Consider the following 26,203-nt stretch of genomic DNA (forward strand, 5'->3'; position numbering starts at 1 on the left):
ATTTTACTCCCCTAGATTTTCAAATGATGTCGCGCGCTATTCAATTAGCGAAACGCGGCATTTACACCACTGCGCCAAACCCAAATGTAGGCTGTGTCATCGTACAAGCCGATGGTCAGATCGTTGGTGAAGGTTTTCATGCCAAAGCGGGCGAACCTCATGCTGAAGTGCACGCTATGCGAATGGCGGGTGATAAGGCAAAAGGTGCAACGGCTTACGTTACGCTAGAACCTTGTTCGCATTATGGTCGAACGCCGCCTTGTGCGGAAGGTTTGATTAAGGCTCAAGTTTCAAAAGTGATTTGCGCCATGCAGGACCCAAACCCTAAAGTCGCAGGGCGTGGCATCAAGATGCTACGTGATGCGGGTATTGAGGTTGAGATAGGCTTGTTAGAGCAAGATGCTCTCGATTTAAATCCTGCATTTATCAAGCGTATGCAAACGGGCATGCCATTCGTACAGTTAAAAATGGCGGCTAGCCTAGATGGCCAAACGGCATTGGAAAATGGTCAAAGCCAGTGGATCACGTCGTCAGAAGCGCGTCGTGACGTTCAGAACTACCGAGCCAAATCAGGCGCGGTGTTATCAACCAGCCAAACGGTGATTGAAGACAACGCGTCGCTGAATGTTCGTTGGGCAGAATTGCCAAGCAGTACCAAAATAAATTACGTTGAAGACGAGCTGCGTCAGCCGATTCGCGTGATCCTTGATCGCCAAAATCAACTGCATCCTGAGCTCAAGTTATTCCAGACTCCAACTTCGGTATTGAGAGTTGCTGAAACCTCTGCTGATATTGAGGTCGGAACAACGGATGCTGGTCAGCTTGATTTACACGATTTGATGCGTCAATTGCCAGCGAACCATATTGATCATATTTGGGTCGAAGCGGGCGCGACATTGGCAAAAAGCTTGATTGAAGCACAGTTAGTGGATGAGCTAATCCTCTATTTAGCGCCTAAACTTATGGGCAGTGACGGACGAGGTTTGATGGGCGCATTAGGGCTCACTTCAATGTCTGATGTGATTGACCTAGAAATTAAAGATGTTCGACAGGTTGGTGTGGATATTCGCATCGTAGCGAAACCCGTATTTCGAAACCGATAGTAACGAAACCATAGTGGAAATAGTTCTACTAACCAAATACATGTCGTTGACAACAAAAAGAGTTTTAAAATGTTTACAGGAATTGTAGAAGCCGTAGGTACATTGAGTGCAATCACTCCCCGCGGAGAAGACATCACCGTAACGGTTAATGTTGGTAAGCTTGATATGGCTGACGTTAAGTTAGGCGACAGTATCGCGACCAATGGTGTTTGTTTGACGGTTGTTGAGTATAACGACCACAGCTACAGTGCAGACCTTTCGCTTGAGACCCTGAAAAAAACGGGTTTTGTGGATTACCAAGCTGGCGACAAGGTCAACCTAGAGAAAGCTATGCTACCGACCACGCGTTTCGGTGGCCATATTGTATCGGGTCACGTTGATGGCGTGGGTGAGATTGTTGAGCGTAACCAAGTCGGTCGTGCGATTGAGTTCTGGGTAGAAATGCCTGCAGAGATCTCAAAGTACGTAGCTCAAAAAGGTTCAGTTACTGTTGATGGTATTAGCCTAACGGTGAACGATTTACGCAAAAATGCCTTTAAGCTGACTATCGTTCCTCACACCTCTTCAGAAACGACCATCGATCAATTCAATGTCGGCCGTAAAGTCAATCTAGAAGTTGATGTATTAGCGCGCTACATGGAGCGCCTACTGCAAGGCCAACAGCAAGAGTCTGAGCCTGAATCTCGATTGACGATGGAATTCTTACAGCAGAATGGTTTTGCCTAAAAGTTTGTACAAAGCGCGCTAACCCCCGCTTTGTAGAGCAGAGCAATATCATCAGGTTTAAATAGTGTCGGTTCTAGGAAGCAGAACCATTTCAAAGGATATAGAACAATGCCAATTAGTACTCCTCAAGAAATTATTGAAGACATTCGCCTAGGAAAAATGGTTATCCTGATGGATGATGAAGATCGCGAAAATGAAGGCGATCTAATCATGGCAGCAGAACATGTGACGCCTGAAGCGATTAACTTCATGGCGATGTACGGCCGTGGCTTAATTTGTCTAACGTTGACCAAAGAGCGTTCAAACCGTATGGGTCTAGCGCCTATGGTTCAAGATAATAATGCTCAATACACAACCAACTTTACGGTTTCGATTGAAGCTGCTGAGGGTGTAACTACGGGGATTTCTGCATCAGATCGCGCCGTTACCGTTCAAGCGGCTGTGGCAAAAGATGCGAAAGCCGCTGACCTTGTTCAACCCGGGCATATCTTCCCACTGACTGCTCAAGAAGGTGGTGTATTAACTCGCGCTGGCCATACTGAAGCGGGTTGTGATCTAGCTCGCCTAGCGGGTTGTGAGCCAGCTTCGGTTATTGTTGAGATCCTAAATGACGATGGCACCATGGCACGTCGTCCTGACCTTGAAGTGTTTGCTGAAAAGCATGGTATCAAGTTGGGTACGATTGCTGACTTGATTGAATACCGTAACAACACGGAAACGACGATTGAACGTGTAGCACAATGCCATTTGCCAACAGAGTTTGGTGACTTTGAACTTGTGACTTACCGTGACACTATTGATAACCAGATCCACTACGCAATGCAAAAGGGCGACTTGTCTGTAGGCGCTCCACTAGTACGAGTTCACCTGCATGACACGTTTACCGATCTACTTCATTCAGACCGTGGAACGGAACGTAGCTGGTCGCTAGATAAAGCAATGAAGCGCATTGGCGACGAAGGCGGTGTGTTAGTTATTCTGGGCAACGAAGAGTCGTCTGACTCTTTGATTCACAAAGTGAAGACATTTGAAGCGCAAGATAAGAACGAACAACCAACCATGGCCAAGAAGCAAGGTACTTCTCGTCGTGTTGGTGTGGGTTCTCAGATCCTTCAAGACCTAGGCGTTCACGATATGCGTCTGCTTTCTTCAAGCACTAAGCGTTACCACGCATTGGGTGGTTTTGGTCTTAACGTTGTTGAGTACGTTTGCGAATAAATCATGTGCCGGTGAACACATGTTTCTCCGTTTTAGCGGCATAATTTACCGATGATTTCAGTTGCTCTTTTGGCTGTTGAACATGCCAAAAGAGCAAAGTAGAGAAGCTTGATTTACTCTGTGATCTGCGAGTGAGCTTTTCTTCTTGCTGTTCCCATATGGTTGGGAGCGACGCTGCACTATCATCTTTACATCTCCGGTGTCTGCTCTGCTAAATTAGCATTAGATATTGCTCACAGTTTTGTGCTAGAATCCGGCGATTCTCACTTGATGAAAATAGTTAAAGGAAGGCTTATGAAAGTGATCGAGGGTGGCTTCCCAGCGCCAAATGCAAAAATTGCTATCGTTATTGCTCGTTTCAACAGTTTTATTAACGAAAGTTTACTTTCTGGTGCAATCGATACTTTAAAGCGTCATGGACAAGTAAGCGAAGACAACATTACTGTTGTTCGCTGCCCAGGTGCAGTAGAACTTCCACTTGTAGCGCAGCGCGTTGCAAAAACGGGTAAGTTCGATGCGATTGTATCTCTTGGTACAGTAATCCGTGGCGGTACACCTCACTTTGACTATGTTTGTAGTGAATGTAATAAAGGTTTGGCACAAGTGTCTCTGGAATTTTCTCTTCCAGTAGCGTTTGGTGTTCTTACTGTTGATACGATCGATCAAGCTATTGAACGCGCAGGAACCAAGGCTGGTAATAAGGGTGCAGAAGCAGCACTTAGCGCACTTGAGATGATCAACGTTCTTTCTGAAATCGATTCCTAATGGGGGCCAGTGTGAAACCAGCCGCACGTCGTAACGCACGTCAATTTGCTCTACAAGCAATTTATTCTTGGCAAATTACTAAAGAAAATATTGCTACCGTTGAAGAACAGTTCTTATCTGGTGGTAAGTATGATGAAGAAGAGCATCATGCCGCAGAACCTGCTCTAGCTATGCCAGAAACAGACGTTGCATACTTCCGCGACCTACTAACTGGTGTTGCTCTTAGCCACATGGAACTTGATAGCAAGCTGCGTCCATTCGTATCTCGTCCTATGCAAGATCTGGATTTGATGGAACTAGCGCTTCTACGTTTAGCTATGTACGAGATGACTCGTCGCGAAGATGTACCATACAAAGTGGTTATCAACGAAGCTATCGAGCTTGCGAAAGTATTCGCAGCAGAAGACAGCCATAAGTTTGTTAACGGTGTGCTTGATAAAGCAGCGCCGCACGTTCGTAAGAAATAACACGTGCGTATATTGAATATAAAGGTCAGCTCTCATGCTGGCCTTTTTTGTAACTAAACTTCTGTAATATCAATAATACCAATCGTAGTAAATAACTGGTCACCCTAGCTTGCTAAAACGCTCGATAACTGCGTTACAATTTTTAATTGTAGAATAACTACTTATCGAAACTTCTTGTCGAAAAGAGCTGCCTTGTTCTCAAGCCTTTTCCCTACGCTAATTTTGAACACTTACTTACGGTGATTGGTATAATTACGGTGATTTGTATTAAGACCAAAGATAGGGCATGTGATGTCTGGCGAGTTTAACCTGATTGAAAAATATTTTGTAAATCGACAACCACAACGTAAAGACGTACATCTGGCAGCGGGCGATGACTGTGCTTTGGTCAAAGCGCCAAGCAATGTAGAGATCGCAATCAGCACCGACACTTTAGTTGCAGGTACGCACTTTTTAGCCGAAGCGAATCCTGCATGGGTGGCGCATAAAGCGTTAGCTTCGAACATTAGCGACCTTGCCGCTATGGGTGCGACGCCTGCTTGGGTTTCATTTGCTTTAACTATGCCAGAAGTCGATGAAGAATGGCTTGCCCCATTTTGTGATTCCTTTTTCAAACTTGCAGACTACTTTGGTATTCAGCTAATCGGCGGTGATACAACCAAAGGGCCGCTAAGTTTGACGTTGACTGTACAAGGCTTTGTGCCAGAAGGTCGAGCGTTGCGCAGAGATAACGCTAAAGTGGGCGACTGGATTTACGTGACGGGTAATCTAGGGGACAGCAAAGCTGGGTTAGACGTGTTACTGAACCCCGAAAAGAACAAAGTGAAGCCTTATGCGCTAGAGCTTGAAGAGAGGCACTACCTGAGCACTCCGCGAATATTGGCGGGTCAAGCTCTAGTTAACCTTGCTTCATCGGCTATCGATATCTCTGATGGTGTTATTGCTGATTTAAAACATATCCTCAAACGTTCTCAGGTTGGTGCGAGTATTGATGTAAGCACGCTGCCCCTCTCTCCAGAGTTACGTCAGTTCGCTTGTGATATTACTTCAGCTCAGCAGTATGCGCTGACCAGTGGTGAAGAGTACGAACTTTGCTTTACTGTGCCTGAAGAAAATAAAGGTTCATTGGAAAGTGCTTTGTCGCACACAGGAACAAAAGTCACCTGCATTGGCCAGATAAGACCTGTAGAATATTTTGAACTACACAATAATGGTGAACCACTAAGTTGGAACTTAACTGGTTACGATCACTTTAAGGCTAATTGATGACAAACCCACTTTCTTTTATTTCTCTTAAAAACCCTTGGCATTTATTGGCAACCGGTTTTGGTAGTGGCTTATCGCCGATTATTCCTGGAACTATGGGTACGCTTGCGTCGATTCCGTTGTACCTATTATTGGTTCAGCTCCCTTTTCCTGCTTATGTTGCGGTAGTGGTTGTAAGCTGCATTATTGGTATCAAAATTTGCCAAGTGACATCTGATGATATGGGAGTGCACGATCACGGCTCTATCGTGTGGGATGAATTCGCAGGCTTTTGGATCACCATGGGCTTAGTGCCTTTATTGAATATCCCTACAGATGATTGGAAATGGCTGTTCACTGGTTTTGTCTTGTTTCGTTTTTTCGATATGGTGAAACCTTGGCCAATTGGTTGGTTAGATCAGCGAGTACATGGCGGCTTAGGTATCATGATTGATGATATTGTTGCGGGCATTATGGCGGCTGTTGCCTTGTATGCTGTGGCTCATTTTGCTGGCTGGCTCGTTTAAGAATTAATATTAAAAGCACTAACAATAATAGATAAAAACAAGGAATAACAATGTCTAAGAAGGTTTACTGTGTTGCTCAATTTCAGCCTAAAAAAGGAAAATTGAACGAATTGTTTGAAGTTCTGAAATCACTAGAGCCAAACACAATGCGTGAAGACGGTTGTATTCAATATACAGTGACTCGTCACATCAACAGCCCATTTGCAGAAGGTGAAAGTTTCCCTATTGCATTCAATGAGATCTGGGCTGATAACGAAGCATTCGAAGCACACTGTCAACGTCGTGAAATTCAACAGTTCTTCCAAGAGCAGTGTGTTGAAGAAACCGGCTTGGTTGAGAACTTCAACGTTGCTATCTACTCTGATGAACCAGAGAACTATGACGCACCGGTGCTTAAGCCATGTTGCTAAGCTGGTTTAATAGCCAATAGCCAATAGCCAATAGCCAATAGCTAATAACTAACAACTAAACAGTGAATAGTTAATGAGTTAGCAGATACTAAAAAGGTTGGCCTTAGGGCCAACCTTTTTTGCTTTGTTACTTATGCTGCTTGCTGATGAAAGCTATTTAGCAAGGTAGTCAGAGATAGACTTCTCTATACCTTTGGCATCTAAGCCAAGCTCTTCGTGCAGTTCACCTTGAGTGCCTTGAGCAATAAACTTGTCTGGTAAGCCAAGGTTTAATACTGGCATCAGTAGCTTCTCTTGCATCAAGAATTCAATCACACCCGCGCCTGCACCACCTGCAATCGCGTTTTCTTCGATTGTCACAAGTACATCGTGGTCAGCAGCAAGTTGTTTGATTAGTGTTTTATCGAGTGGCTTCACAAAGCGCATGTCTGTAACCGTCGCATCGATAGCGTCAGCCGTTTGAAGCGCACTCTCCAGGAAAGTACCGAAGCTTAGGATTGCGACTTTCGAGCCATCTTTTGCTTTTTCGCTTTCGCGAACGATACGACCTTTACCAATCTCAAGAGAGGTAAACTCACTTTGAATCTCAGTACCCATACCATTACCGCGAGGGTAACGAACGGCACTTGGCCCTGTGTGCTGATGACCAGTGTAAAGCATTTGGCGACATTCGTTTTCGTCGCTTGGTGCCATGATCACCATGTTTGGAATGCAGCGCATAAAGCTTAGATCGAACGCACCTTGGTGTGTTTGACCATCGGCACCGACAAGACCCGCACGGTCAATAGCAAACATAACCGGTAGATCCATGATAGCCACATCGTGGATCAGTTGATCGTAGCCACGTTGTAGGAAAGTCGAGTAGATAGCGACAATCGGCTTATCACCTGCAATCGCCATACCGGTTGCTAGCGTCACAGCATGCTGCTCAGCAATCGCTACATCAAAGTACTGCTCTGGGTATTCTTTAGAGAAACGAACCATACCAGAACCTTCACGCATTGCTGGTGTGATCGCCATTAGCTTAGGGTCTTGAGCAGCCATATCACACAAGAAATCGCCAAAAATCTTAGAGAAAGTTGGTTTAGAGCTGGTGCTCTTCGGCAGACTTGAATGTGCAGGGTCGAATTTAGGTACGCCGTGATAACCAATTGGATCTTTCTCAGCTGGCTCGTAGCCTTTGCCTTTCTTCGTCATGATATGTAAGAACTGAGGACCTTTAAGATCTCGCATGTTCTTGAGCGTTTTAATCAACTCATTCACATCGTGACCATCGATTGGACCAATGTAGTTGAAACCTAACTCTTCAAACATAGTGCCAGGGACAACCATACCTTTTAGATGTTCTTCTGTACGACGGACCAACTCTTTTATCGGCGGAACGCCTGATAGCACTTTCTTGCCACCCTCACGAATTGACGTGTAAAGACTGCCAGAAAGAACTTGAGCTAGGTGGTTGTTTAGAGCTCCTACATTTTCAGAGATCGACATCTCGTTATCATTAAGGATAACCAACATGTCATTGTGAATATCACCCGCATGGTTCATGGCTTCGAAAGCCATACCTGCGGTAATCGCGCCATCACCAATGACACTGACAACTTTACGATCCTTACCTTCCTTCTTAGCACTGATCGCCATACCAAGTGCGGCACTGATCGATGTTGAAGAGTGACCAACAGAAAGGGTGTCGTATTCGCTCTCTTGTCGCCATGGGAATGGGTGCAATCCATCTTTTTGACGAATAGTCGACAAGCGGTCGCGACGACCAGTAAGAATTTTGTGCGGGTATGCTTGGTGGCCAACATCCCAAACCAATTGGTCAAAAGGAGTGTTATACACATAGTGCAGAGCCACTGTTAGCTCTACTGTACCTAAGCCTGACGCTAAGTGGCCACTTGACTGGCTCACTGAGTTAAGAAGATAGGTGCGTAATTCATCACAAAGCTGTGTTAGCGTCTCTTTCGGAAGTAGACGCAAATCCTCTGGCTTATCAGCCAAAGCAAGAGTTGGGTACTTTGATATATCAAGAGTCATAGGTAATGCGCGCTTATTGTCTTAGTTCTTGCGCTCGATGACGTATCGGGCGAACTCTTCGAGTGACTGGGTATTGTATGGGATTGCAGCCAAAGCTTGAAGCGCTTCCTGTAGCAGAGTTTGCGCTTTTTCTTGAGCGCCCTCTAAACCTAACAAAGAAGGGTAGGTGCTTTTGTTCAATTCTTGGTCAGAACCCTGTGGCTTACCCAAAGTTTCCGTGTCGCTGGTGATATCCAAAATATCATCTTGAACTTGGAAGGCTAACCCGATGGCATCGGCGTACCTATCTAATTGAGGCATTACTTCTAACGCTTTTTCACCAGCAGCGAGTGCACCTAATCGAATGGCACTCTTCATTAAAGCGCCCGTTTTATTTCGGTGAACTTCTTCTAATTCTTCTAGCGTAACAGCGCGGTTTTCGGCTTCAATATCAAGCGCCTGACCAATACACATACCTTGAGCACCAGAGGCTTCAGCTAAGCGTTGAATCATTCGAACGCGATTGCTTTCCCCATCAGCACTTAACGTGCCTTCCGCAAGTATAGTAAACGCGAGAGTTTGTAGTGCATCGCCAGTTAAAATAGCGGTCGCTTCATCAAATTTGATGTGACAAGTCTGATGACCACGGCGCAGTTCATCGTCATCCATCGCCGGAAGGTCGTCGTGAATCAGAGAGTAGGCATGAATACATTCGATTGCAGAAGCTGGAGTATCGAGCTCTTCAGCCGTGCACCCGAGCATTTCCCCTGTAATGTAGACAAGAAATGGACGCGCACGTTTGCCGCCTAAAAGCAATCCATAACGCATTGCGTTGATAAGATTTTGATTTTGGTGTGGCAGGCGATCAAGCCAAAGGTTCAGTTGCTCGTTATTACGTGCTTGATAAGACAATAACGTCTCGATCATAGGGGATCTCATACAATTTGTTATTCAGGTTGTGGGTTAAAGTCGCTAAGTTCTGCATTTTGATCGTTTTGCAGTAAGATGCTAACGCGTTGTTCTGCATCGTTTAGTTTACTTTGACCGGCTCGAGCGAGGGAGATACCTCGTTCGAATTTTTTCAGCGCATCATCTAAAGCTAGATCACCATTTTCTAGTTGATCAACCAAGCCATCAAGCTCTTCGATTGCCGCTTCAAAGCTCATATTTTCAGGTTTCTTAGTAGCCATAATAAATCTGCGTTTGGAAAGATGAACGAACGTTACCCTAGGCCGCTGATATGGTCAAATGTAACAAAGGAATTTTGCTAGAAAGTTCGTTTTTAAGGGGCTTGAACTCACTTTGATTGAATAACCTTAGCTTTATCGAGTTTATGCGCTACGTATAGGGGTAAAGTCTGCGAATAGTAGTGACTCAAAAACGAAAAGTGTGATACTTAAGCCAAGAATTTACTAAAAGATCTTATAGTCTGGCCGATAAAAAGATTATCGTCGACGTAGAGCTACAAAAAAGCATGAGGAGTGCTCAGTGGATTTAGCAACCCTAATAGGTTTGATTGGTGGATTTGCCTTTGTAATCATGGCAATGATCCTAGGTGGAAGCCTCGGGATGTTCTATGACACGACATCCATTTTGATCGTGGTGGGTGGTTCAACGTTTGTTGTTCTGATGAAGTTCACCATGGGACAGTTCTTTGGTGCGACTAAAATTGCCGGCAAAGCATTTATGTTTAAAGCCGATGAGCCTGAAGATCTTATCGCTAAAGTTGTAGAGATGGCAGATGCTGCACGTAAAGGTGGCTTCTTGGCACTTGAAGAGATGGAAATCAGCAACAGTTTCATGCAAAAGGGTATCGACTTATTGGTGGATGGCCATGATGGTGATGTGGTGCGTGCAGCACTGCAAAAAGACATCGCATTAACGACAGAACGTCACGAGCAGGGCGCGAAAGTGTTCTCTGCATTCGGTGATGTTGCCCCTGCGATGGGTATGATTGGTACCTTAGTTGGTCTGGTAGCCATGCTTTCGAACATGGATGATCCTAAAGCGATCGGTCCTGCGATGGCGGTTGCACTCTTAACTACGCTTTATGGTGCAATCCTTTCGAACATGGTGTTCTTCCCTATTGCCGACAAGCTTGCGCTGCGTCGTGACCAAGAAACACTAAACCGTCGTCTGGTGATGGATGGTGTTTTAGCGATTCAAGATGGCCAGAACCCACGTGTTATCGATGGTTACCTGAAGAGCTACCTAAACGAAGGTAAGCGCACGATTGATGGTGAACCCGCGTAAGAGGAATTGAAGATGGATGAAGAAAATCCATGTAAATGTCCTCCTCCGGGGTTACCTCAATGGATGGGGACATTTGCTGACTTGATGTCACTGCTGATGTGTTTCTTCGTACTGCTGCTCTCATTCTCTGAGATGGACGTACTGAAGTTCAAACAGATCGCGGGCTCGATGAAGTTTGCGTTTGGTGTACAAAACCGTTTAGAAGTGAAAGACATCCCGAAAGGGACCAGCATCATTGCACAAGAGTTTCGCCCTGGTCGTCCAGAGCCAACACCGATTGATGTGATCATGCAGCAAACCATCGATATTACTCAGCAGACGCTGGAGTTTCATGAAGGTGAATCTGAGCGTGCTGGCGGCACCATGCGTGACCAAGGCAAGATGACCGGAGGCAAGTCGCCAGAGGTTTCGACTCATGACAATCAAAACTCTGAGTCAGACCAACAGCAACAACAAGCTGAAGCTCAATCGCAAGAGATGGAAACGTTGATGGAAAGCATCAAGAAGGCGTTGGAGCGAGAAATCGACCAAGGCGCGATTGAGGTGGAAAACCTTGGCCAACAGATTGTGATTCGAATTCGTGAGAAGGGTGCATTCCCATCGGGTTCTGCTTTCCTACAGCCGAAGTTCCGACCTTTGGTGAGACAGGTGGCTGAACTGGTGAAAGATGTTCCGGGTATTGTTCGAATCTCAGGGCACACTGATAACCAAAGGCTTGATTCTGAGCTGTATCGCTCGAATTGGGATCTGTCATCTCAGCGAGCCGTATCTGTTGCTCAAGAGATGGAGAAGGTTCGTGGGTTCTCTCATCAACGCTTGAGAGTTCGTGGTATGGCTGATACTGAGCCTGTAGAGCCGAATGATACGGAATGGCAACGCAGCCTAAACCGCCGCGTAGAGATCAGCATCATGCAGGGCGAGCCACTATACAGCGAAGAAGTTCCAGTGGTTACTCAATAATATCGCGTGCTCATATGATTTAGAAAGCCCAACCTTATGATGAGGTTGGGCTTTTTATTTTAATTCGTCATGATTAACTGAGTTCAAATTTGTGTACCTATGACACTACGATGGTGAACAGAGATGCTATTTTTAATAAGGTGCGTATTTATTACTGGCGCTAAAGCACGCACTCTTTTCCTTGTTTCCTTTTCTCATGTATAATCCGCGCCCTTAGATTTAATATTGATCTACTATTGCTTCAATAACTATGTGAAATGACCTTTTACGTGGTGATGAACCTATTAAAATTGTGAACCTTATTGGCGTGAAAGTACTATGAAATTTATTGTTAAGCCCCACCCGGAAATTTTTGTAAAAAGTGAATCGGTGCGTAAGCGCTTCACAAAGATTCTAGAACGTAATATTCGCACTATTCTTCAGCGTCGTACTGAGTCTGTGGCTGTTTTCAACCGTCGTGACTACATCGAAGTGACGTCTGAGAGCGACAAATACTTTAAAGAAACACTCGAAGTATTGACGCAAACTCCGGGTATTCATCACTCCCTTGAAGTTCAGCAATCAGAATTTAAAGACCTGCACGATATTTACGAGCAAGTTCTTGAGCGCAGCCGTGGTCTTATTGAAGGTAAGACTTTCTCTGTGCGAGCTAAGCGTCGCGGTAAACATGATTTTACCTCTATCGAGCTAGAGCGTTACGTAGGTGGTGGTCTAAACCAAGCGGTAGACTCAGCAAAAGTAAAACTGAAAAACCCAGATATTACCGTTAAGGTTGAAGTCGAGAACGGCAAGCTAAACCAAGTGATTGAACGTCATAAAGGCCTAGGCGGTTTCCCTCTAGGTACTCAAGAAGACCTACTGAGCTTGATCTCTGGCGGTTTCGATTCTGGCGTTTCAAGCTACTTGCACATCAAACGTGGTTCGAAAGTGCATTACTGCTTCTTTAACCTAGGTGGTCCAGCACACGAAATTGGCGTTAAGCAAGTTTCTCACTATCTATGGGACAAATACGGCTCATCGGCCAAGGTGAAGTTCATCTCTATCGATTTTGAACCTGTAGTCGCAGAGATTCTTGAGAACGTTGAAGACGGCCAAATGGGCGTGGTTCTTAAGCGTATGTTCATGCGCGCTGGTGGTATGGTTGCAGAACGCTTGGGTATTGAAGCGCTAGTAACCGGTGAGGCGCTTGGCCAGGTTTCTAGCCAAACGCTAACTAACCTTCGCCACATCGACAACGTGACCGATACGTTGATTCTTCGTCCACTTATCAACTGGGACAAAGAAGACATTATCGACCTGTCTCGTAAGATTGGTACTGAAGACTTCGCGAAAGTAATGCCAGAGTACTGTGGTGTTATTTCTAAGAAGCCAACAGTGAAAGCGAAGAAAGGTAAACTAGAAGCGGAAGAAGCTAAGTTTAACTTTGAAGTCCTGGATCAAGTGATCGAGAACGCTCGTATTATGGATATCCGTGACATCGAGAAAGAGAGTCAAGAGCAAGCTCCTGAAGTTGAACAAGTTCAAGCCGTTGCTGAGCACGCTGTCGTTCTAGATATCCGCAGCCCAGACGAGGAAGACGAAAGCCCACTAGAGATCGATGGTGTTGAAATTAAGCACATCCCGTTCTTCAAGCTTTCAACTCAGTTTGGCGACCTAGACCAAGCGAAAGAATATTTGCTGTACTGTGACCGTGGTGTCATGAGCCGTCTACAGGCACTTTACCTACAAGAGCAAGGTTTCCATAACGTTAAGGTTTACCGCCCATAGTGGTGTGCTAACCGAATTGCTGAATACTTTGCAAAGCCGCTTACTGAAAAGTAAGTGGCTTTTTTATTTCTATTGAGAATGCTCTACAGTACTGAGGCATAGTCGAGAGTTTGGTGCGCGATCTATATGCTCTGATTTCATATGTTAAATTGTTGGGCTTGAAGCGGGTTTTTGTGACGCTGAAAATATGAGTATCTTGAAGGATTCTGTTAGTTTTTAGTGCGATTCAATGATTCGATTTGTATGTGTTCAGTTGATTATTTGAGTGCTTGTTTAATTCTGTGATTAATGATGAAAAATAATAAAGATTAATTAGCACAGCTATTGATAAACTTGTTGCTACTTTTCTTTGCACATAAAAAAACACCGCCCATAAGGCGGTGCAAACAAATTTGACAGACAGGTCAAAATAAATACAGGAAGTACATGCCTCGTTCCAGTATAGAACTGCAACAAAACATTTGGTAGAACTCTACCCAACTCGAAAAGAACGAGTTTGCAAACACAACATCGCAGGAGCTAAACCAATTGATTCTAGAGAGAATCAAGCCGTTCAGGCTAGCTGCTGCGGGATGAAATATAGAATTTCTCTGGCCGCTAGGCAATGGACAAATTATAATGTTTCAGATAAAAAAAACTAATGCTTATTTAGAGAGTAACTATGTCTCGTCGATTACCCCCATTAAACTCGTTAAGAGTGTTTGAAGCCGCGGCTCGACACTTGAGTTTTACGCGTGCTGCAGAAGAGTTGTTTGTTACTCAAGCTGCCGTCAGTCATCAGATCAAAGCGCTTGAAGAATTCTTGTCTTTGAAGCTTTTTCGTCGAAGAAATCGTTCTTTGTTGCTTACTGAAGAAGGGCAAAGCTACTTCTTGGATATCAAAGATATTTTCACATCACTGGCTGAAGCGACGGATAAAGTGCTTGAGCGAAGTGAGAAGGGCGCATTGACCATCAGCTTACCTCCAAGCTTTGCGATTCAATGGTTAGTGCCAAGACTTGCTGACTTTAATCAACAAGAGCCTGATATTGATGTGCGAATCAAAGCCGTTGATATGGACGAAGGCTCGCTGACCGATGACGTAGACGTAGCTATTTATTATGGTCGAGGTAATTGGTCGGGACTTAGGGCCGATAAGCTTTATCAAGAATATTTAATTCCTTTATGCTCACCTTCGGTGTTGCTTGGGAGCAAGCCGTTAGAAACGCTCAGTGATTTGGCATGTCATACGTTACTGCATGATACTTCTCGAAAGGATTGGAAGCAGTTTGCTAAGCAAAATGGCATCGATGGCGTGAACGTCAATCACGGTCCTATCTTTAGTCACTCAACCATGGTGTTGCAGGCTGCGGCTCACGGCCAAGGCATTGCATTGGGTAATAATGTATTAGCCCAGCCTGAAATAGAGGCGGGTCGTTTGATTGCGCCTTTTGACGAAGTGTTGGTGAGTAAGAACGCTTTCTATGTGGTTTGTCACGAGAAACAAGCCGACATGGGACGCATTGCGACCTTCCGTGACTGGATGCTAGCGAAAGCGCAGAGCGAACAAGAGGATTTACTCGATGAATAACGTCATCATTGATGGTGAAGACAATCCAATCACCTTTATCTTTGCACATGGCGCAGGCGCAGGTATGGAGCATGAATTCATGCAGTCGGTGGCAAAAGGGTTGGCCTTTAAAGGGATACGAGTTATCCGTTTTAATTTCCCTTACATGATTAAACGTGCTGAAGATGGCAAGCGTCGTCCACCTGACAGAGCGCCTAAGCTGCTTGAAGCTTACCAAGAGATTATTGAGCAGGTTGATGCTGATAAGCTTGTTATTGGCGGAAAATCGATGGGAGGACGCATGGCGAGCCATTTGTCTGAAGTTGATAAGGTGGCAGCAATGGCGTGTTTAGGCTTTCCTTTCCACCCTCCAGGTAAGCCTGAGAAGTACAAAGGTGAGCATCTTGCTGAGTTAGAGAAACCTTGTTTAATTTTACAAGGTGAACGTGACACCTTCGGTAAGCGTGAAGAGTTTGCTGATTTTGAACTGTCTGGTTCTATTCGTGTTGAATTTATTCCCGATGGCGACCACAGTTTTAAGCCTCGTAAGAGTTCTGGCTACACCGAACAGCAAAACATAGCTTTAACCGTTGAGAAACTATCGGCGTTTATCAAAGAGGTGCTTAATGAGAAGTAAGTATTTACTCACCTTTACCGGTATCTCTGGTGCAATAGCCGTAATGCTAGGTGCCTTCGCCGCTCACGGCCTGAAAGCTATTTTATCTGAGTATCAGCTAGGCGTGTTTGAGACTGGCGTTCAGTACCAGTTTATCCATACTCTGGCGATATTGGCGTGTGGCGCTCTGTTACAGATGAAACTTGGCGCTAAATCACAAAAATATTTTTTCATTGCGGCAATTTGCTTTATCATCGGCATCCTTTGTTTTAGTGGCAGCCTTTATGGGTTAGCACTGACAGGAATAAAATGGTTTGGCCCTATAACACCGTTCGGTGGTCTACTATTTATCATTGGTTGGGGAGTCTTCTCCTTCGCTGCTTTGAATATAAAAGAGGTAACTCAGTGAAACACGTACTACTTTATTGTCGCTCTGGTTTTGAAAAAGAATGTGCTGGCGAAATTCAAGACAAGGCAACACAACTGGAAGTGTTTGGTTTTCCTCGCCTAAAGAACAATACAGGCTTTGTATTGTTCGAATGCTATCAAGCAGGTGAAGCAGATAAGTTGATCAAAGAGGTCGACTTCCAATCTCTGATCTTTGCTCGTCAAATGATCGCGGTAGCGGTTGAAATCAAAGACCTGCCAACCGATGACCGTATCTCTCCAATTCTTGAGGCGCTTTCTGAGAAAGAAGGTTTCCCACGTTGTGGCGATATCCGAATTGAAACGCCAGACACCAATGAAGCGAAAGAGCTTTTGAAATTCTGCCGTAAGTTTACTGTGCCAATGCGTCAAGCTATGCGTGGTAAAGGCCTGATGACAGCGAAAGACAATGTTAAAAAGCCTGTGCTGCACTTATGTTTTATCGCTCCGGGTCACTGTTTTATTGGTTACTCTTACCCAACCAACAACTCACAGTTCTTCATGGGCATTCCTCGTTTGAAATTCCCATCAGATGCACCAAGCCGTTCTACATTGAAGCTAGAAGAAGCATTCCACGTATTCATCCCTCGTGATGAGTGGGACGAGCGTCTGGCTCCGGGCATGTGGGGCGTAGATCTAGGTGCGTGTCCAGGTGGTTGGACTTACCAATTGGTTAAGCGTTCTATGTTTGTTCACTGTGTTGATAACGGTATGATGGCAGATAGCCTTATGGAAACGGGTCAAATTAAGCACCACATGGTAGATGGCTTTAAATTCGAACCTGACCGTAAGAACGTGACTTGGATTATCTGTGATATGGTTGAGAAGCCAGCTCGTGTTGCTCACTTGATGGGTGAGTGGATTATCAAAGGCTGGGCGAAAGAAGCACTGTTCAACCTTAAACTGCCAATGAAAGGCCGTTACGATGAAGTACTGCAAGATATCGAGAACCTAAAACAGTTTCTGATTGATAACAAAGTTAAATTCAAGATGCAGGCGAAGCACCTTTACCATGATCGCGAAGAGATCACGGTTCACATTCAGTCACTTTCGAATATCTCACCGTACTAATATTTTCATTAGTATGTCAGTGATAAAGAAAATGCTCCTTTAAGGGGCATTTTTTGTATCTGCTCATCGCATTATCGGGAGTTAAGAATGAGCTTCGTAGCGAATGTCTTGAAGATTGAAGCCCAAATCTATATCAGTTTTTAGAGCTGAAACCAACTTGCACACTCGTGCGGATTCGATGTGTTCATCGAACTTCTTACGATATTTTTTAGGTAAATCTTCAGCTAGGAATGCGGCTTCAATATCGGGATAAGTCGTTAAGATCTCTTTGGCTGCTTTTGGTCCCACGCCTGGGATCCCAGGTACTTGGCTTGAACTAACGCCCGTTAATCCCCAGTAATCTGCAAGTTGCTCTGGTTTTACGCCGAACTCAGCTTCGATAAAGGGCTTATCTAACCAGCGATGTTGGAAGTAATCGCGGATCTGTAGTGTAGGTGATAACAGTTGGCAGTAACCTTTATCGGTAGAGATTATCGTAACTTTTTCACCATGGTCAGCCACTTTTTTTGCGAGTGTTGCTACTAAGTCATCAGCTTCATCGCCATCAGATAACAGCGAATCAATACCTAATTCCCACCAAGCTTGTTGGATAGCATCGAGGCCTTTCAGTAATGGCTCAGGCATTGGCTTTCGGTTTTGTTTATAGGCAGGAAGGACTTCTGCACGCCAGCCCCGATCTTGTAAGTGGTGATCGAATACCGCGATGATGTGAGTTGGTTTAGATTCCGCAAGAATCTTATTAAGAGTACGAGTCGTGGTAGTGATGGTTCTTGCTATATCGGTTGGATCCGGCTGAACTGAGTGAACGCGTCGGATTAGGTTCAAGGCATCGATAATAACAAGATGGATAGACATAAGTTTCCACTAAATAGGCAATAAATAAGGGGCTGCTAGCCCCTTATAGTAACGTATCACTTGGTGAGTTGAAACGCTGGTGACGTAAACGTCATGACTTGTTTAGCTTTATGCTTACGGCTTTGTTATCAGTCAGATATTATCATCAGCTGCTTGGCGCAATTTTATAACAAGGAACGTAGTCGGTACCACCCGGCAGTTTCATTCGATCTTGTTCAACAAAATCATTTAGCAGTTGATCCATCTTAGTCATCAACTCTTTGTCGCCATCAATGAGGAATGGCCCATGCTTCTCAATCTCCAGAATACCTTCGGCTTTGACGTTACCTGCCACAATACCTGAGAACGCTTTACGTAAATTCGCAGCAAGGCTCTCTGTTTTCTGATCCATGTGCAGATCGAGTGCCGCCATAGATTCGTGAGTAGGGTCGAAGGGGAGTTGGAACTCAGGCTCAATATGCAGTGACCAGTTGTAGCTGTAAGCATCGCCTGTTTCTTTACGGTGAGAGCGTACATCTGGCATTGCTTGCTTCATAATTTTCGCAGCACGTGCTGGATCATCAATGACAATTTCATAGTGCTTTTGCGCTTCTTCACCCAATGTTTCACCAATGAACTTATCAATTGAACGGAAGTAAGCCTCGCTCTCTTTAGAGCCAGTTAGAACGATAGGCATCGGTTGGTCTGCGTTGTTTGGGTGCATCATGATACCTAGGATGTACAGCAGTTCTTCGGCGGTTCCTGGGCCTCCAGGGAAGATTATGATGCCATGTGCCATACGAACAAACGCTTCAAGACGTTTCTCGATATCGGGCATGATCACCAGTTCGTTCACTATCGGGTTTGGTGGCTCAGCCGCAATGATTGATGGTTCAGTTAACCCTAAATAACGATGTTCAGTATAGCGCTGCTTAGCGTGACCAATAGCCGCACCTTTCATTGGCCCTTCCATCGCACCTGGTCCACAACCCGTACAGATGTTGAGTTCACGTAGGCCAAGTTCATTACCGACTTCGCGAGTATATTGGTATTCAGTGGCATTAATTGAGTGACCACCCCAGCACACGATCAGGTTCGGCTCAATGCCGGGTGTGAGTGCTCCTGCGTTTCTCAAAATACCAAACACAAGATTGGTGATGTGAGTTGCGTTGGTGAGGTTAAGCCTTTGGTTATCGGCCAAGTGCATGTTGACGTAGACAATGTCACGCAGCACTGAGAATAGATGTTCTTGAATACCCTTGATGATTTCACCGTCGACAAAGGCATGCTCTGGTGGGTTGCTTAGTTCGAGCTTGATACCACGCTCACGACGCACCACTTCAACATCAAATGACTGATACTTGTCGAGCAATTCTTTGGAGTTGTCGGTGTGGCTACCCGAGTTCAGTACCGCTAACGTACAGTTACGATACAGTTGGTACAGATCACTAGATGCGGTTTTTTTAAGACGCTCAACTTCAAGTTGAGAGAGTAAATCCATGCTACCGGCAGGGCTGATATGAGTGATCATAGTGCCTCCTTGTTGAGAAGAGCAGAGGCGACTTTTGAAGTGACCCTCTGGCTCGAGAGTGAGAAGCAAACGTTGAAAGTGTTTGGTTAAAGGTGAGAAGAGTTAACCAGACGAAACGGTTACGACAGCGTTGCTTTATGGATTGTATGGAATTGCTTAAGGGCTAATATCGAGTTGCTTAAGATCTTATAAACAGCATGACTTGTCAAGAATGCTTGTTAAGCGAATGTTAATCATAAGCTTAGCAAACATTGAGGGAATTGGTATGTGATAAGTATTTGAAAAAAAGAAATAAATTAAATCAGGCCTAGTTTAATTCCAAACCAATTGGTTAGTACCACGTTGTTTGGCTTTGTTTAGCGTTTTATTGAGTCGCTCTAGTACTTCTTCAGGTGTATCTGACTCTTTGAATTGAGTACTTGCTGCACACAAAGTAATCGTGATTTGTTGGTCACGGAACTTAAAAGGTAAACGGCTGACTTGAGTCTGGATGTTTTGAATTACCTGGTGGCAATATTCATCCGTTTGCTCTGGTAATAACAAGATAAATTCCTCACCAGAAAAACGAGCCACACTATCGGTAGCGCCGGTCTCTTTGGTGATGGTTCTTGCGATAATTTTGAGTGCTTTGTCACCCGCTGTATAACCAAAACTATCATTGATGGCTTTGAAATTGTCGATGTCGAGCAGTACAACACGCAGTGAGTGTTGCGCGCGAATCCAACGGCGGTATTCAAGTTCTAAGCGATCGGTAAAGGCGGTACGATTGTAGACCTTGGTGAGCGGGTCAAGCAACATACGCTGAGCCTGATCTTCTAAACGCTTTCGATAGTCTTGAGTCACTTCATAGAGCGAGTCTAACTGAGTTTTCCCGTAATTCATTCTCTCTATCAGAGCTTGTTCTTTTTGCTCTGCATGATTCAATCTTTCAGAAAGAGAGGCGATTTCACTAAGCAGAGGATTAATCGTCTGCTTTAAGTTATCAATGTCCGTTGCTTTATCTACAGAACTCTGGCTCTTGATGACAAGCTCATTTAGCTCAGAGTTCAGGCCTTGGCGATGCTTAAAGTAGCTTTGGCTTTGGTCTGCATTTTGATCTGCGGTTTTGATGCTAGACGCGAGTGAAGAATTAAGCTGGTCAATAAACTGTTCAGACTTTTTACGCTCTAGATTGGTGCCCTCTATGACTAGTTTGAGAATTTGAAGCGTCAGCTCAAGGAGGTTTTGTGTAGAAACACCAAGCAGCAGTTTGGCTCGAATATCGGTAAGTAGCTCACCCGATTCACCCTCAAAATCGAGTTCGGTGATCAGATGTTGTAATTCGTTTGATAAGTCGGCAAGGAGTTCTTGTTCAGGCGATTGCGCAGCGTCGGCAAAATGAGTACGAGAGTTGTTCGCCATGATCTTTATGGCACGCTCGTAAATACCGAGGAGTTTCATGGCGTGGTCGACTTTCTGACTGCCATTGCATTCGGAGAAGCTAAGTAAGTTTCGTAGATCACGTTTCAACGGTGCTGGTAGGCCAGTTATGCGTTGTAGCGTTTCTCCACTGTGCTTAATGCTATCATCCAGATATCCGTTCTGTTTATCCATAGCCAACGTCTTCTGCTTGAGCATTCTTTCTATGACTGCCAATTTAGGGATCATCGAGCTGATGTCTTTTTGCTTTTCTAGCTCTTCCCTAAGGGCAATGAGGTTTTCATCTAAATAACTGTTACTACCAACGCACGCATCACTTAAAGATGTGACGATGCGCTTAAGAACTTTTTGCTCTCTAATAAATTTGAACGAGGTGTCTCTTTGCGTCAAGCGAACTTGCTCCAACTGAAATTTCAGTTGGTGGAGTTGCGCCTGAATGTCTTTTTCAAGAATGCCCATAGATGTATTAATTAGCGCCGCGTAGATCGATCACGATCATTTAGATGAAATTCCGTTGCATCGATAATAACAAAACTAAAAATAAGGTCACGACTTGCAAGTCTTAACCGCTCGCAATTCAGTCATCTTTTAGCATTTTTTTGATGTTGTCCTCATTCTGGTACGACGATTGTATTTTTATTAACCCTTGATTAATGGCATGTTTACAAGCTTCTCGTATGTTACCAGTTGCAAGGCTTGCCGCTGGTGCGTTATCGATAGCTTTGAGGTATACCCATTGACTAGTGCGTTCTTTCAAGCTGATTTCACGCGCTAGGTTGGTCGACATCAACAATACATCTAATAGCTCTTGGTCATTAATAGCGGTGTAAGCTCGTGGTAAAAACGGGTAGTCAGCGATGCCCATTCGAATCGTTCGGTTGATATTACGTTCTGGCTCGAAGTCATTTACCCACGATTGAATCTTTAGGAACATCGCTTCTGGTGATGAATCACGATCTGAATTTGGCTCTATATAAAGCAAGTTCGCATCTGAGAAATGATAGACGCGAGCTGGGCCTTCCAGTTTTGATTTTAAGAAATCACCGAAAGCATCTTCGAGCTCTAAGCCCGCTTTATAACCATTTTGCGTATACATGTTGCGCAGGAAAGGTAAGTCAATCATAACGAAGCGTAAGCGGTCGTTTAATGGTTCATAAATCAACTCCCCAAGCTGCCATTGCTCGAAGGTTTGGCTGGTTTGCTCTAACGAATTTGAGAGCTTAGCATTGAGCATTCTTAGGTTCGGAAGCTTTGAACGTGAGTGCGTAAAAAGATCAGTACGCAGCGAATCCACTTCTTTAGCTAAGGTTTGGATGAGGTAGCCTCTGCGTAGTACAAAGAAAAATAGGACGATGCTGAACAGAAATAGGGCGAAGGATATCTTTTGGAATTTACGATGCTCTAACTTATACCTTTCTAATTCTTGCGCTTGACCAGCGTAGTGCAAAGTTTGTTCAGCAAACTCTTTCTGCTGACGGAATGCATCCTCACCTACACGATTTAGTTTTTGCTGCTCTAAAGAAACTAAACTATTGTACTGCTTGAGATTCGCTAATGCTTGTTGAGGACGACCTGCTTGTTCATAGCCTAAGGACAGTAAGTAATACGAACGCTGTGACAGGTGCATATTTTCTATCTGACGTGAAATTTCAAGTGCACGTGTCGCATGCTTGATTACGTCATCGCTCTCTTGTAGATGATAAGCTAACCCTGCCGACAGCAGCGCAGCGCGGCCTTCCAGTTTTGGAATATCTGTGTACTCCAACAGCTCAAGAGCGCGTGTTAGGTATTGTTCTGCAAGAGGGTAGTTATAAAGGCGTAAGTAGGTAGCTGATAAACTCAGACGAATATCAATGACTTGTTGGATATCTCGGTCGGTGCTTTCATGGTCCAAAACGTTGAAGAAATGCACTAACGCAAGGTTATATTTTCCTTGAAAGAAGTATACATCACCCATTTTTTTAAGCACTTGTGCCAAAACAGGTGAGTTTTCAAAGTTATCATAGAAATCAGCAGCTTGAGATAAGTGCTCGAGAGCTTTATCTAACACTTGGCGTTCAAAGAAAAGCTGAGCAAGCAGGCGGTTTACTTTTGCTAAGCGTGAGCTCAGATTACCTTCTACGGATTTCCAGTAGCCATACAACAACTCAGATAGTGCGTGGTTGTACTCTTTATGGGTTAGATAAAATTCACCGACCGCGATGTGGTAGTCGATAGTCACTTTTTCTGAGTAACGCTGATCGAGGTAGGTTTTCGCTTCTTGGTAGAACTTCTCGGCTTCATCGACCTTATTGTCATAAGAGGCAATATCAGCTTTCAGCATGATCAAACGATAGGTAATACCTTCTGTTAAACGCAAGGTTTTATTCACCGATTCTAGGTTTGCTTCGATACTCGCCAGCTCTGTTTTTGCTTTGGCTGATTTCCTGTCACTCAGCCAAAGTAAGCGTACTTTTAGGATCTCAAGATCCAGTTTTAGGTACTCAAGCTTATAGGTTTTCGCAAGCTCAAATGCTTTGTCGATATGTTGAATCGCAATATGAATATTACCAAGGTTGTATTCTGCTTTCGCTAATATCTTGTAGGCATCAATACTGCTGTTTGGGGTTCTGATCGAAGAGTCTGTCTCTTCGCGAGAAATAGCCGATGGGCTTTTCTCGCTTTGGTCTGAAAGGATACGTAGCGTTAGGTAGCTGTTCGCCATTTGTTTTGCTTGGCTCGGCTCTATCTCAACCAAGTTATTGGCTTCATTAAGCAGCGCCGAAGAATAAACCGACGCATTAACCGACGTGCTTAAGCTTAAAATAAATAGGCTAAAAACGTATAACCAACGCATTTCAATATCCCTTTAAAGATTGGGTAGGTTCAAATAAGTGTGGGTGGTTCCAGCCTAATTACTGGCGGGCCATACGCTTATTGTGGCTTGGTCTATCTTGCTCTGTTGAACGGTATGGATTGATATCCAAGCCACCACGACGCGTGTAACGTGCAAATACGGTGAGTTTCGATGGTGCGCAGTATTTCATGATATCCGTAAAGATACGTTCAACACATTGTTCGTGGAACTCGTTGTGTTCACGGAAAGAAACTAAATAGCGCAGCAGTGCTTCACGGTCAATTTGCTTACCTGAATATGCGATCTCAACGCTGCCCCAATCGGGTTGATTGGTGATTAAACAGTTCGACTTCAATAGGTGGCTGTGCAGTGTTTCCTCAACATTTTGCTCGCTAGCAGCTCCTTCTAGCAGTGACGCTTCAAAATCGTAGCTGTTGATTTGGATGTTTTGATTGTCGATACAATCGCCTTCCATCGTCACGATAGGCTGGTTGGTGTAATCCGTTACTGAATTTACATTTACAATCACCGTTTCGCCTGCACATGCAGACAAATCTTGAGTAAGACGTTCAGTGACTTGGTCCCAGTTTTCGAATTGAGTCTGGTTGTAGCTGTTCAAATAAAGCTTGAAAGATTTTGATTCAATTAAATTTGGGCTAGTTGCTGGGATGAAAACTTCACCGACAGCCACTTGTGGCAGGCCATTGGTGTTAAGCCATGAAAGCTCGTACATCGTCCAAATATCATGACCAACAAAAGGCAGCTCGCCGTTTAGCGCAAGATCATCACGATTCAGGCTACGAGGTACTGGTTGCAATAAACTTGCATCGTATTGGTTAGAGTACTCAGTTTTTTGGCCTAGGGTTAAACCCGCTAGCTCTTTTGCGTCAGAATATTTGCTCATACTTTCGTTTCAAATTCGATTAGAATGGGGTCGATTTTACTGAATCCCCATTACCCTGTCATTAAGTCATCGCTTAATCGGTGCGGAAAGGGCTCGGATTCTATTTATTATTTTGTGTTTAGGAGATTTTCATGACTCAACGTGCTCAAGACGCACTGTTTTCTTTTAGTCAGCGATACGTTGATACGTGGCAAAAGCAACACCAGAGCTTACCCCGTAACGAGGAGCTTGTGGATATCGTATCGCCATGCGTAGAAGAAAAGAGTGGCGACGTCGTGTTATGGAAAAGCTATCCACGTGAGCAATTTGCTGATTTTACCAATGTTGAAACTGGCATTGAATTAACCCTGCATGAAGACATCAAAACCTTCTATGGTGCGCAATACAGTGCTGATATGAACGCGACGTTTGATGGCAATGAATTGACTCTATTGCAGATTTGGAGTGATGAAGACTTCGAATGCCTACAAGAGAATATTCTGGGTCACCTTGTGACTCAACGCCGTTTAAAACTTAAGCCGACCGTATTTATTGCTGCAACAGACGCTGAACTGGATGTTATCTCTATCTGTAACTTAACGGGTAACGTGATTCTAGAACGCTTAGGCACTAAAAATCGTGATGTATTGGCCGAGACATTGGCAGAATTCTTAGACAAGCTACAACCTGCGGTATAAATAGATGTACGTATTAGAGCTTCAATTTGAGTGTTTTGATAACACAACGGTCAGCGCTGTCGATAAGGCGGTTAATGGCTTGATGGATGCACTTCGTTATAACGGACAAGTGTTAGGTCGTGAGTTTCCAATCGTGATGGGCGACGGTGAATTCTATGTTCGCGTTGTGTGTCCTGAGCAAGACAGTTTACATCCGCGTAATCACTCAGACTTCGTAAAAGTGTGTTTTGAGCGCTTGTCTAACGCGAGCCTTCTTGCGCCTAAAATGCGTTTGTTGGGTCGAGATCTTAATTCCGAAGAAGTTGCAGAAGATGAAACGCCAAGTTGGCAGGTGTTATACACGACATTCGTTCATACCTGTTCGCCGCTGCGCAGTGGTGATAGCTTGCTGCCAATCCCTTTATATCGCAACCCACCAACATTCAATGGTGATCATAAAGCCGTACTGAAATGGCAGACAGAATGGCAAGCTTGTGATGAAGTACAAATGGGCGGTGGTTGCCGTGCAGAACACGCAACGCTAGCGGAGATCAGTGATACCAAAAGCGTATTGTTCAAACGCGGTTGGGGCTTGAGAGGGCGCATTGAATATCTCACGAAGATCCCAACTTATTACTACTTGTACCGTGTGGGGGGCATTAGTTTAAAGGCCGAGAAAGAGCGGAAATGCCCGCAGTGTGGTGGTGAATGGCTGCTAGATGCACCGATCCACGATATTTTCTATTTCAAGTGTGATGACTGCCGACTGGTGTCAAACATCTCTTGGGATCACCTAAAGTAACCTTCTAGTGTATATTTAAGCGTCATATTTTAGGTGTCGGAGTGCTAATTAAGTGCTCCGATATTCATTTTTATCATTTCTATATTAAAAATTCAGTACCTT

Annotated in this window: 25 protein-coding genes; 17 read left to right on the forward strand and 8 right to left on the reverse strand. The window is 44.5% G+C overall.

The features are described from left to right. Positions 1-23 precede the first annotated feature (23 nt). The 8 genes from ribD (at position 24) to OCW38_RS03435 (ending at position 6,461) form a co-directional block, all read left to right on the forward strand. Positions 24-1,103 (forward strand): bifunctional diaminohydroxyphosphoribosylaminopyrimidine deaminase/5-amino-6-(5-phosphoribosylamino)uracil reductase RibD, encoded by a 1,080-nt coding sequence (gene ribD / locus OCW38_RS03400; protein ID WP_016787767.1) that lies wholly within the window; start codon positions 24-26, stop codon positions 1,101-1,103. Between the two features lie 69 nt (positions 1,104-1,172). Further along, positions 1,173-1,829, forward strand: coding sequence for a riboflavin synthase (locus OCW38_RS03405; RefSeq protein ID WP_010436361.1), 657 nt, complete (start codon positions 1,173-1,175; stop codon positions 1,827-1,829). A 108-nt stretch (positions 1,830-1,937) separates the two neighbouring features. Then, positions 1,938-3,047 carry a bifunctional 3,4-dihydroxy-2-butanone-4-phosphate synthase/GTP cyclohydrolase II gene (gene ribBA, locus OCW38_RS03410; protein WP_016790437.1) on the forward strand — a complete coding sequence of 370 codons (1,110 nt, stop codon included), beginning with the start codon at positions 1,938-1,940 and terminating at the stop codon, positions 3,045-3,047. Between the two features lie 294 nt (positions 3,048-3,341). Continuing rightward, positions 3,342-3,812, forward strand: coding sequence for a 6,7-dimethyl-8-ribityllumazine synthase (gene ribH, locus OCW38_RS03415; RefSeq protein WP_004734398.1), 471 nt, complete (start codon positions 3,342-3,344; stop codon positions 3,810-3,812). Beyond that, positions 3,812-4,279, forward strand: a complete 468-nt coding sequence (gene nusB / locus OCW38_RS03420; RefSeq protein WP_004734399.1) for a transcription antitermination factor NusB — start codon at positions 3,812-3,814, stop codon at positions 4,277-4,279. The genes ribH and nusB overlap by 1 nt, the downstream gene beginning before the upstream one ends. 291 nt (positions 4,280-4,570) lie before the next feature. After that, positions 4,571-5,545, forward strand: coding sequence for a thiamine-phosphate kinase (gene thiL, locus OCW38_RS03425; RefSeq protein WP_010436366.1), 975 nt, complete (start codon positions 4,571-4,573; stop codon positions 5,543-5,545). Then, positions 5,545-6,051 carry a phosphatidylglycerophosphatase A gene (pgpA, locus tag OCW38_RS03430; RefSeq protein ID WP_261895103.1) on the forward strand — a complete coding sequence of 169 codons (507 nt, stop codon included), beginning with the start codon at positions 5,545-5,547 and terminating at the stop codon, positions 6,049-6,051. The genes thiL and pgpA overlap by 1 nt, the downstream gene beginning before the upstream one ends. A gap of 50 nt (positions 6,052-6,101) precedes the next feature. After that, entirely contained in the window at positions 6,102-6,461 is a 360-nt protein-coding gene (locus OCW38_RS03435; protein WP_016767605.1) for a putative quinol monooxygenase, read from the forward strand. 153 nt (positions 6,462-6,614) lie between these two features. Here OCW38_RS03435 and dxs read toward each other — a convergent pair whose 3' ends face one another. Genes dxs through xseB form a run of 3 tightly spaced genes read right to left on the reverse strand, consistent with a single transcriptional unit; the run spans position 6,615 to position 9,667 of the window. Beyond that, positions 6,615-8,498, reverse strand: a complete 1,884-nt coding sequence (gene dxs / locus OCW38_RS03440) for a 1-deoxy-D-xylulose-5-phosphate synthase (RefSeq protein WP_065100270.1) — start codon at positions 8,496-8,498, stop codon at positions 6,615-6,617. Between the two features lie 21 nt (positions 8,499-8,519). Continuing rightward, positions 8,520-9,404 (reverse strand): (2E,6E)-farnesyl diphosphate synthase, encoded by an 885-nt coding sequence (gene ispA, locus OCW38_RS03445; protein ID WP_010436376.1) that lies wholly within the window; start codon positions 9,402-9,404, stop codon positions 8,520-8,522. A 20-nt stretch (positions 9,405-9,424) separates the two neighbouring features. Beyond that, entirely contained in the window at positions 9,425-9,667 is a 243-nt protein-coding gene (gene xseB, locus OCW38_RS03450) for an exodeoxyribonuclease VII small subunit (protein ID WP_010436379.1), read from the reverse strand. 298 nt (positions 9,668-9,965) lie between these two features. Here xseB and pomA point away from each other — a divergent pair, with 298 nt between their 5' ends. The 7 genes from pomA to rlmM all read left to right on the forward strand — a co-directional run bounded on the left by pomA (position 9,966) and on the right by rlmM (position 17,119). Further along, positions 9,966-10,730 carry a flagellar motor protein PomA gene (gene pomA, locus OCW38_RS03455; protein WP_004734406.1) on the forward strand — a complete coding sequence of 255 codons (765 nt, stop codon included), beginning with the start codon at positions 9,966-9,968 and terminating at the stop codon, positions 10,728-10,730. Between the two features lie 12 nt (positions 10,731-10,742). Then, the gene (locus tag OCW38_RS03460) at positions 10,743-11,690 is read left to right on the forward strand and encodes a flagellar motor protein MotB (RefSeq protein WP_016767602.1); all 948 of its coding nucleotides are present in this window, start codon (positions 10,743-10,745) and stop codon (positions 11,688-11,690) included. A gap of 318 nt (positions 11,691-12,008) precedes the next feature. Then, the gene (thiI, locus tag OCW38_RS03465) at positions 12,009-13,457 is read left to right on the forward strand and encodes a tRNA uracil 4-sulfurtransferase ThiI (RefSeq protein ID WP_016767601.1); all 1,449 of its coding nucleotides are present in this window, start codon (positions 12,009-12,011) and stop codon (positions 13,455-13,457) included. 661 nt (positions 13,458-14,118) lie between these two features. Then, positions 14,119-15,027: a transcriptional regulator GcvA gene (locus OCW38_RS03470; RefSeq protein WP_010436387.1), complete on the forward strand. Its 909-nt coding sequence runs from the start codon at positions 14,119-14,121 to the stop codon at positions 15,025-15,027. Further along, complete coding sequence (locus OCW38_RS03475) at positions 15,020-15,643, forward strand: alpha/beta fold hydrolase (protein ID WP_010436389.1); 624 nt, start codon at positions 15,020-15,022, stop codon at positions 15,641-15,643. Before OCW38_RS03470 ends, OCW38_RS03475 begins: the two co-directional genes overlap by 8 nt. Continuing rightward, complete coding sequence (locus tag OCW38_RS03480) at positions 15,633-16,031, forward strand: DUF423 domain-containing protein (protein WP_010436391.1); 399 nt, start codon at positions 15,633-15,635, stop codon at positions 16,029-16,031. The genes OCW38_RS03475 and OCW38_RS03480 overlap by 11 nt, the downstream gene beginning before the upstream one ends. Beyond that, the gene (gene rlmM / locus OCW38_RS03485; protein ID WP_010436393.1) at positions 16,028-17,119 is read left to right on the forward strand and encodes a 23S rRNA (cytidine(2498)-2'-O)-methyltransferase RlmM; all 1,092 of its coding nucleotides are present in this window, start codon (positions 16,028-16,030) and stop codon (positions 17,117-17,119) included. Before OCW38_RS03480 ends, rlmM begins: the two co-directional genes overlap by 4 nt. A gap of 81 nt (positions 17,120-17,200) precedes the next feature. Here rlmM and xni read toward each other — a convergent pair whose 3' ends face one another. From xni to queF, 5 genes are all read right to left on the reverse strand, one after another. Continuing rightward, on the reverse strand, positions 17,201-17,974 hold the full coding sequence (gene xni, locus OCW38_RS03490; protein WP_010436394.1) for a flap endonuclease Xni: 774 nt from the start codon (positions 17,972-17,974) through the stop codon (positions 17,201-17,203). A 145-nt stretch (positions 17,975-18,119) separates the two neighbouring features. Beyond that, a complete protein-coding gene (gene ppnN / locus OCW38_RS03495; protein WP_010436397.1) occupies positions 18,120-19,484 on the reverse strand; it encodes a nucleotide 5'-monophosphate nucleosidase PpnN in 1,365 nt (454 codons plus the stop codon). A 312-nt stretch (positions 19,485-19,796) separates the two neighbouring features. Next, a complete protein-coding gene (locus OCW38_RS03500; protein WP_016767599.1) occupies positions 19,797-21,362 on the reverse strand; it encodes a GGDEF domain-containing protein in 1,566 nt (521 codons plus the stop codon). Between the two features lie 118 nt (positions 21,363-21,480). Further along, the gene (locus OCW38_RS03505; RefSeq protein ID WP_010436402.1) at positions 21,481-23,739 is read right to left on the reverse strand and encodes a tetratricopeptide repeat protein; all 2,259 of its coding nucleotides are present in this window, start codon (positions 23,737-23,739) and stop codon (positions 21,481-21,483) included. Between the two features lie 58 nt (positions 23,740-23,797). Continuing rightward, positions 23,798-24,643 carry an NADPH-dependent 7-cyano-7-deazaguanine reductase QueF gene (gene queF / locus OCW38_RS03510; RefSeq protein ID WP_016767598.1) on the reverse strand — a complete coding sequence of 282 codons (846 nt, stop codon included), beginning with the start codon at positions 24,641-24,643 and terminating at the stop codon, positions 23,798-23,800. A gap of 131 nt (positions 24,644-24,774) precedes the next feature. Here queF and syd point away from each other — a divergent pair, with 131 nt between their 5' ends. Together syd and OCW38_RS03520 are read left to right on the forward strand one after the other, a co-directional pair. Continuing rightward, the gene (gene syd / locus OCW38_RS03515; protein WP_010436408.1) at positions 24,775-25,320 is read left to right on the forward strand and encodes a SecY-interacting protein; all 546 of its coding nucleotides are present in this window, start codon (positions 24,775-24,777) and stop codon (positions 25,318-25,320) included. Positions 25,321-25,324: 4 nt separating this feature from the next. Beyond that, positions 25,325-26,101 carry a Zn-ribbon-containing protein gene (locus OCW38_RS03520; protein WP_010436409.1) on the forward strand — a complete coding sequence of 259 codons (777 nt, stop codon included), beginning with the start codon at positions 25,325-25,327 and terminating at the stop codon, positions 26,099-26,101. Positions 26,102-26,203: the final 102 nt, after the last annotated feature.

Origin of the sequence: Vibrio cyclitrophicus, from assembly GCF_024347435.1 — a bacterium.
GTDB classification, from domain to species: Bacteria; Pseudomonadota; Gammaproteobacteria; order Enterobacterales; family Vibrionaceae; genus Vibrio; species Vibrio cyclitrophicus.

What these genes read in the sequence shown, in the direction of transcription:
- ispA (WP_010436376.1), bottom strand. Translation starts at nt 9,404, where the DNA reads ATGATCGAGACGTTATTGTCTTATCAAGCACGTAATAACGAGCAACTG.
- ppnN (WP_010436397.1), bottom strand. Translation starts at nt 19,484, where the DNA reads ATGATCACTCATATCAGCCCTGCCGGTAGCATGGATTTACTCTCTCAA.
- OCW38_RS03500 (WP_016767599.1), bottom strand. Translation starts at nt 21,362, where the DNA reads ATGGGCATTCTTGAAAAAGACATTCAGGCGCAACTCCACCAACTGAAA.
- ribH (WP_004734398.1), top strand. Translation starts at nt 3,342, where the DNA reads ATGAAAGTGATCGAGGGTGGCTTCCCAGCGCCAAATGCAAAAATTGCT.
- dxs (WP_065100270.1), bottom strand. Translation starts at nt 8,498, where the DNA reads ATGACTCTTGATATATCAAAGTACCCAACTCTTGCTTTGGCTGATAAG.
- nusB (WP_004734399.1), top strand. Translation starts at nt 3,812, where the DNA reads ATGGGGGCCAGTGTGAAACCAGCCGCACGTCGTAACGCACGTCAATTT.
- OCW38_RS03405 (WP_010436361.1), top strand. Translation starts at nt 1,173, where the DNA reads ATGTTTACAGGAATTGTAGAAGCCGTAGGTACATTGAGTGCAATCACT.
- thiI (WP_016767601.1), top strand. Translation starts at nt 12,009, where the DNA reads ATGAAATTTATTGTTAAGCCCCACCCGGAAATTTTTGTAAAAAGTGAA.
- ribD (WP_016787767.1), top strand. Translation starts at nt 24, where the DNA reads ATGATGTCGCGCGCTATTCAATTAGCGAAACGCGGCATTTACACCACT.
- OCW38_RS03470 (WP_010436387.1), top strand. Translation starts at nt 14,119, where the DNA reads ATGTCTCGTCGATTACCCCCATTAAACTCGTTAAGAGTGTTTGAAGCC.
- OCW38_RS03505 (WP_010436402.1), bottom strand. Translation starts at nt 23,739, where the DNA reads ATGCGTTGGTTATACGTTTTTAGCCTATTTATTTTAAGCTTAAGCACG.
- thiL (WP_010436366.1), top strand. Translation starts at nt 4,571, where the DNA reads ATGTCTGGCGAGTTTAACCTGATTGAAAAATATTTTGTAAATCGACAA.
- OCW38_RS03460 (WP_016767602.1), top strand. Translation starts at nt 10,743, where the DNA reads ATGGATGAAGAAAATCCATGTAAATGTCCTCCTCCGGGGTTACCTCAA.
- ribBA (WP_016790437.1), top strand. Translation starts at nt 1,938, where the DNA reads ATGCCAATTAGTACTCCTCAAGAAATTATTGAAGACATTCGCCTAGGA.
- pgpA (WP_261895103.1), top strand. Translation starts at nt 5,545, where the DNA reads ATGACAAACCCACTTTCTTTTATTTCTCTTAAAAACCCTTGGCATTTA.
- xni (WP_010436394.1), bottom strand. Translation starts at nt 17,974, where the DNA reads ATGTCTATCCATCTTGTTATTATCGATGCCTTGAACCTAATCCGACGC.
- OCW38_RS03475 (WP_010436389.1), top strand. Translation starts at nt 15,020, where the DNA reads ATGAATAACGTCATCATTGATGGTGAAGACAATCCAATCACCTTTATC.
- OCW38_RS03480 (WP_010436391.1), top strand. Translation starts at nt 15,633, where the DNA reads ATGAGAAGTAAGTATTTACTCACCTTTACCGGTATCTCTGGTGCAATA.
- OCW38_RS03435 (WP_016767605.1), top strand. Translation starts at nt 6,102, where the DNA reads ATGTCTAAGAAGGTTTACTGTGTTGCTCAATTTCAGCCTAAAAAAGGA.
- xseB (WP_010436379.1), bottom strand. Translation starts at nt 9,667, where the DNA reads ATGGCTACTAAGAAACCTGAAAATATGAGCTTTGAAGCGGCAATCGAA.
- queF (WP_016767598.1), bottom strand. Translation starts at nt 24,643, where the DNA reads ATGAGCAAATATTCTGACGCAAAAGAGCTAGCGGGTTTAACCCTAGGC.
- OCW38_RS03520 (WP_010436409.1), top strand. Translation starts at nt 25,325, where the DNA reads ATGTACGTATTAGAGCTTCAATTTGAGTGTTTTGATAACACAACGGTC.
- syd (WP_010436408.1), top strand. Translation starts at nt 24,775, where the DNA reads ATGACTCAACGTGCTCAAGACGCACTGTTTTCTTTTAGTCAGCGATAC.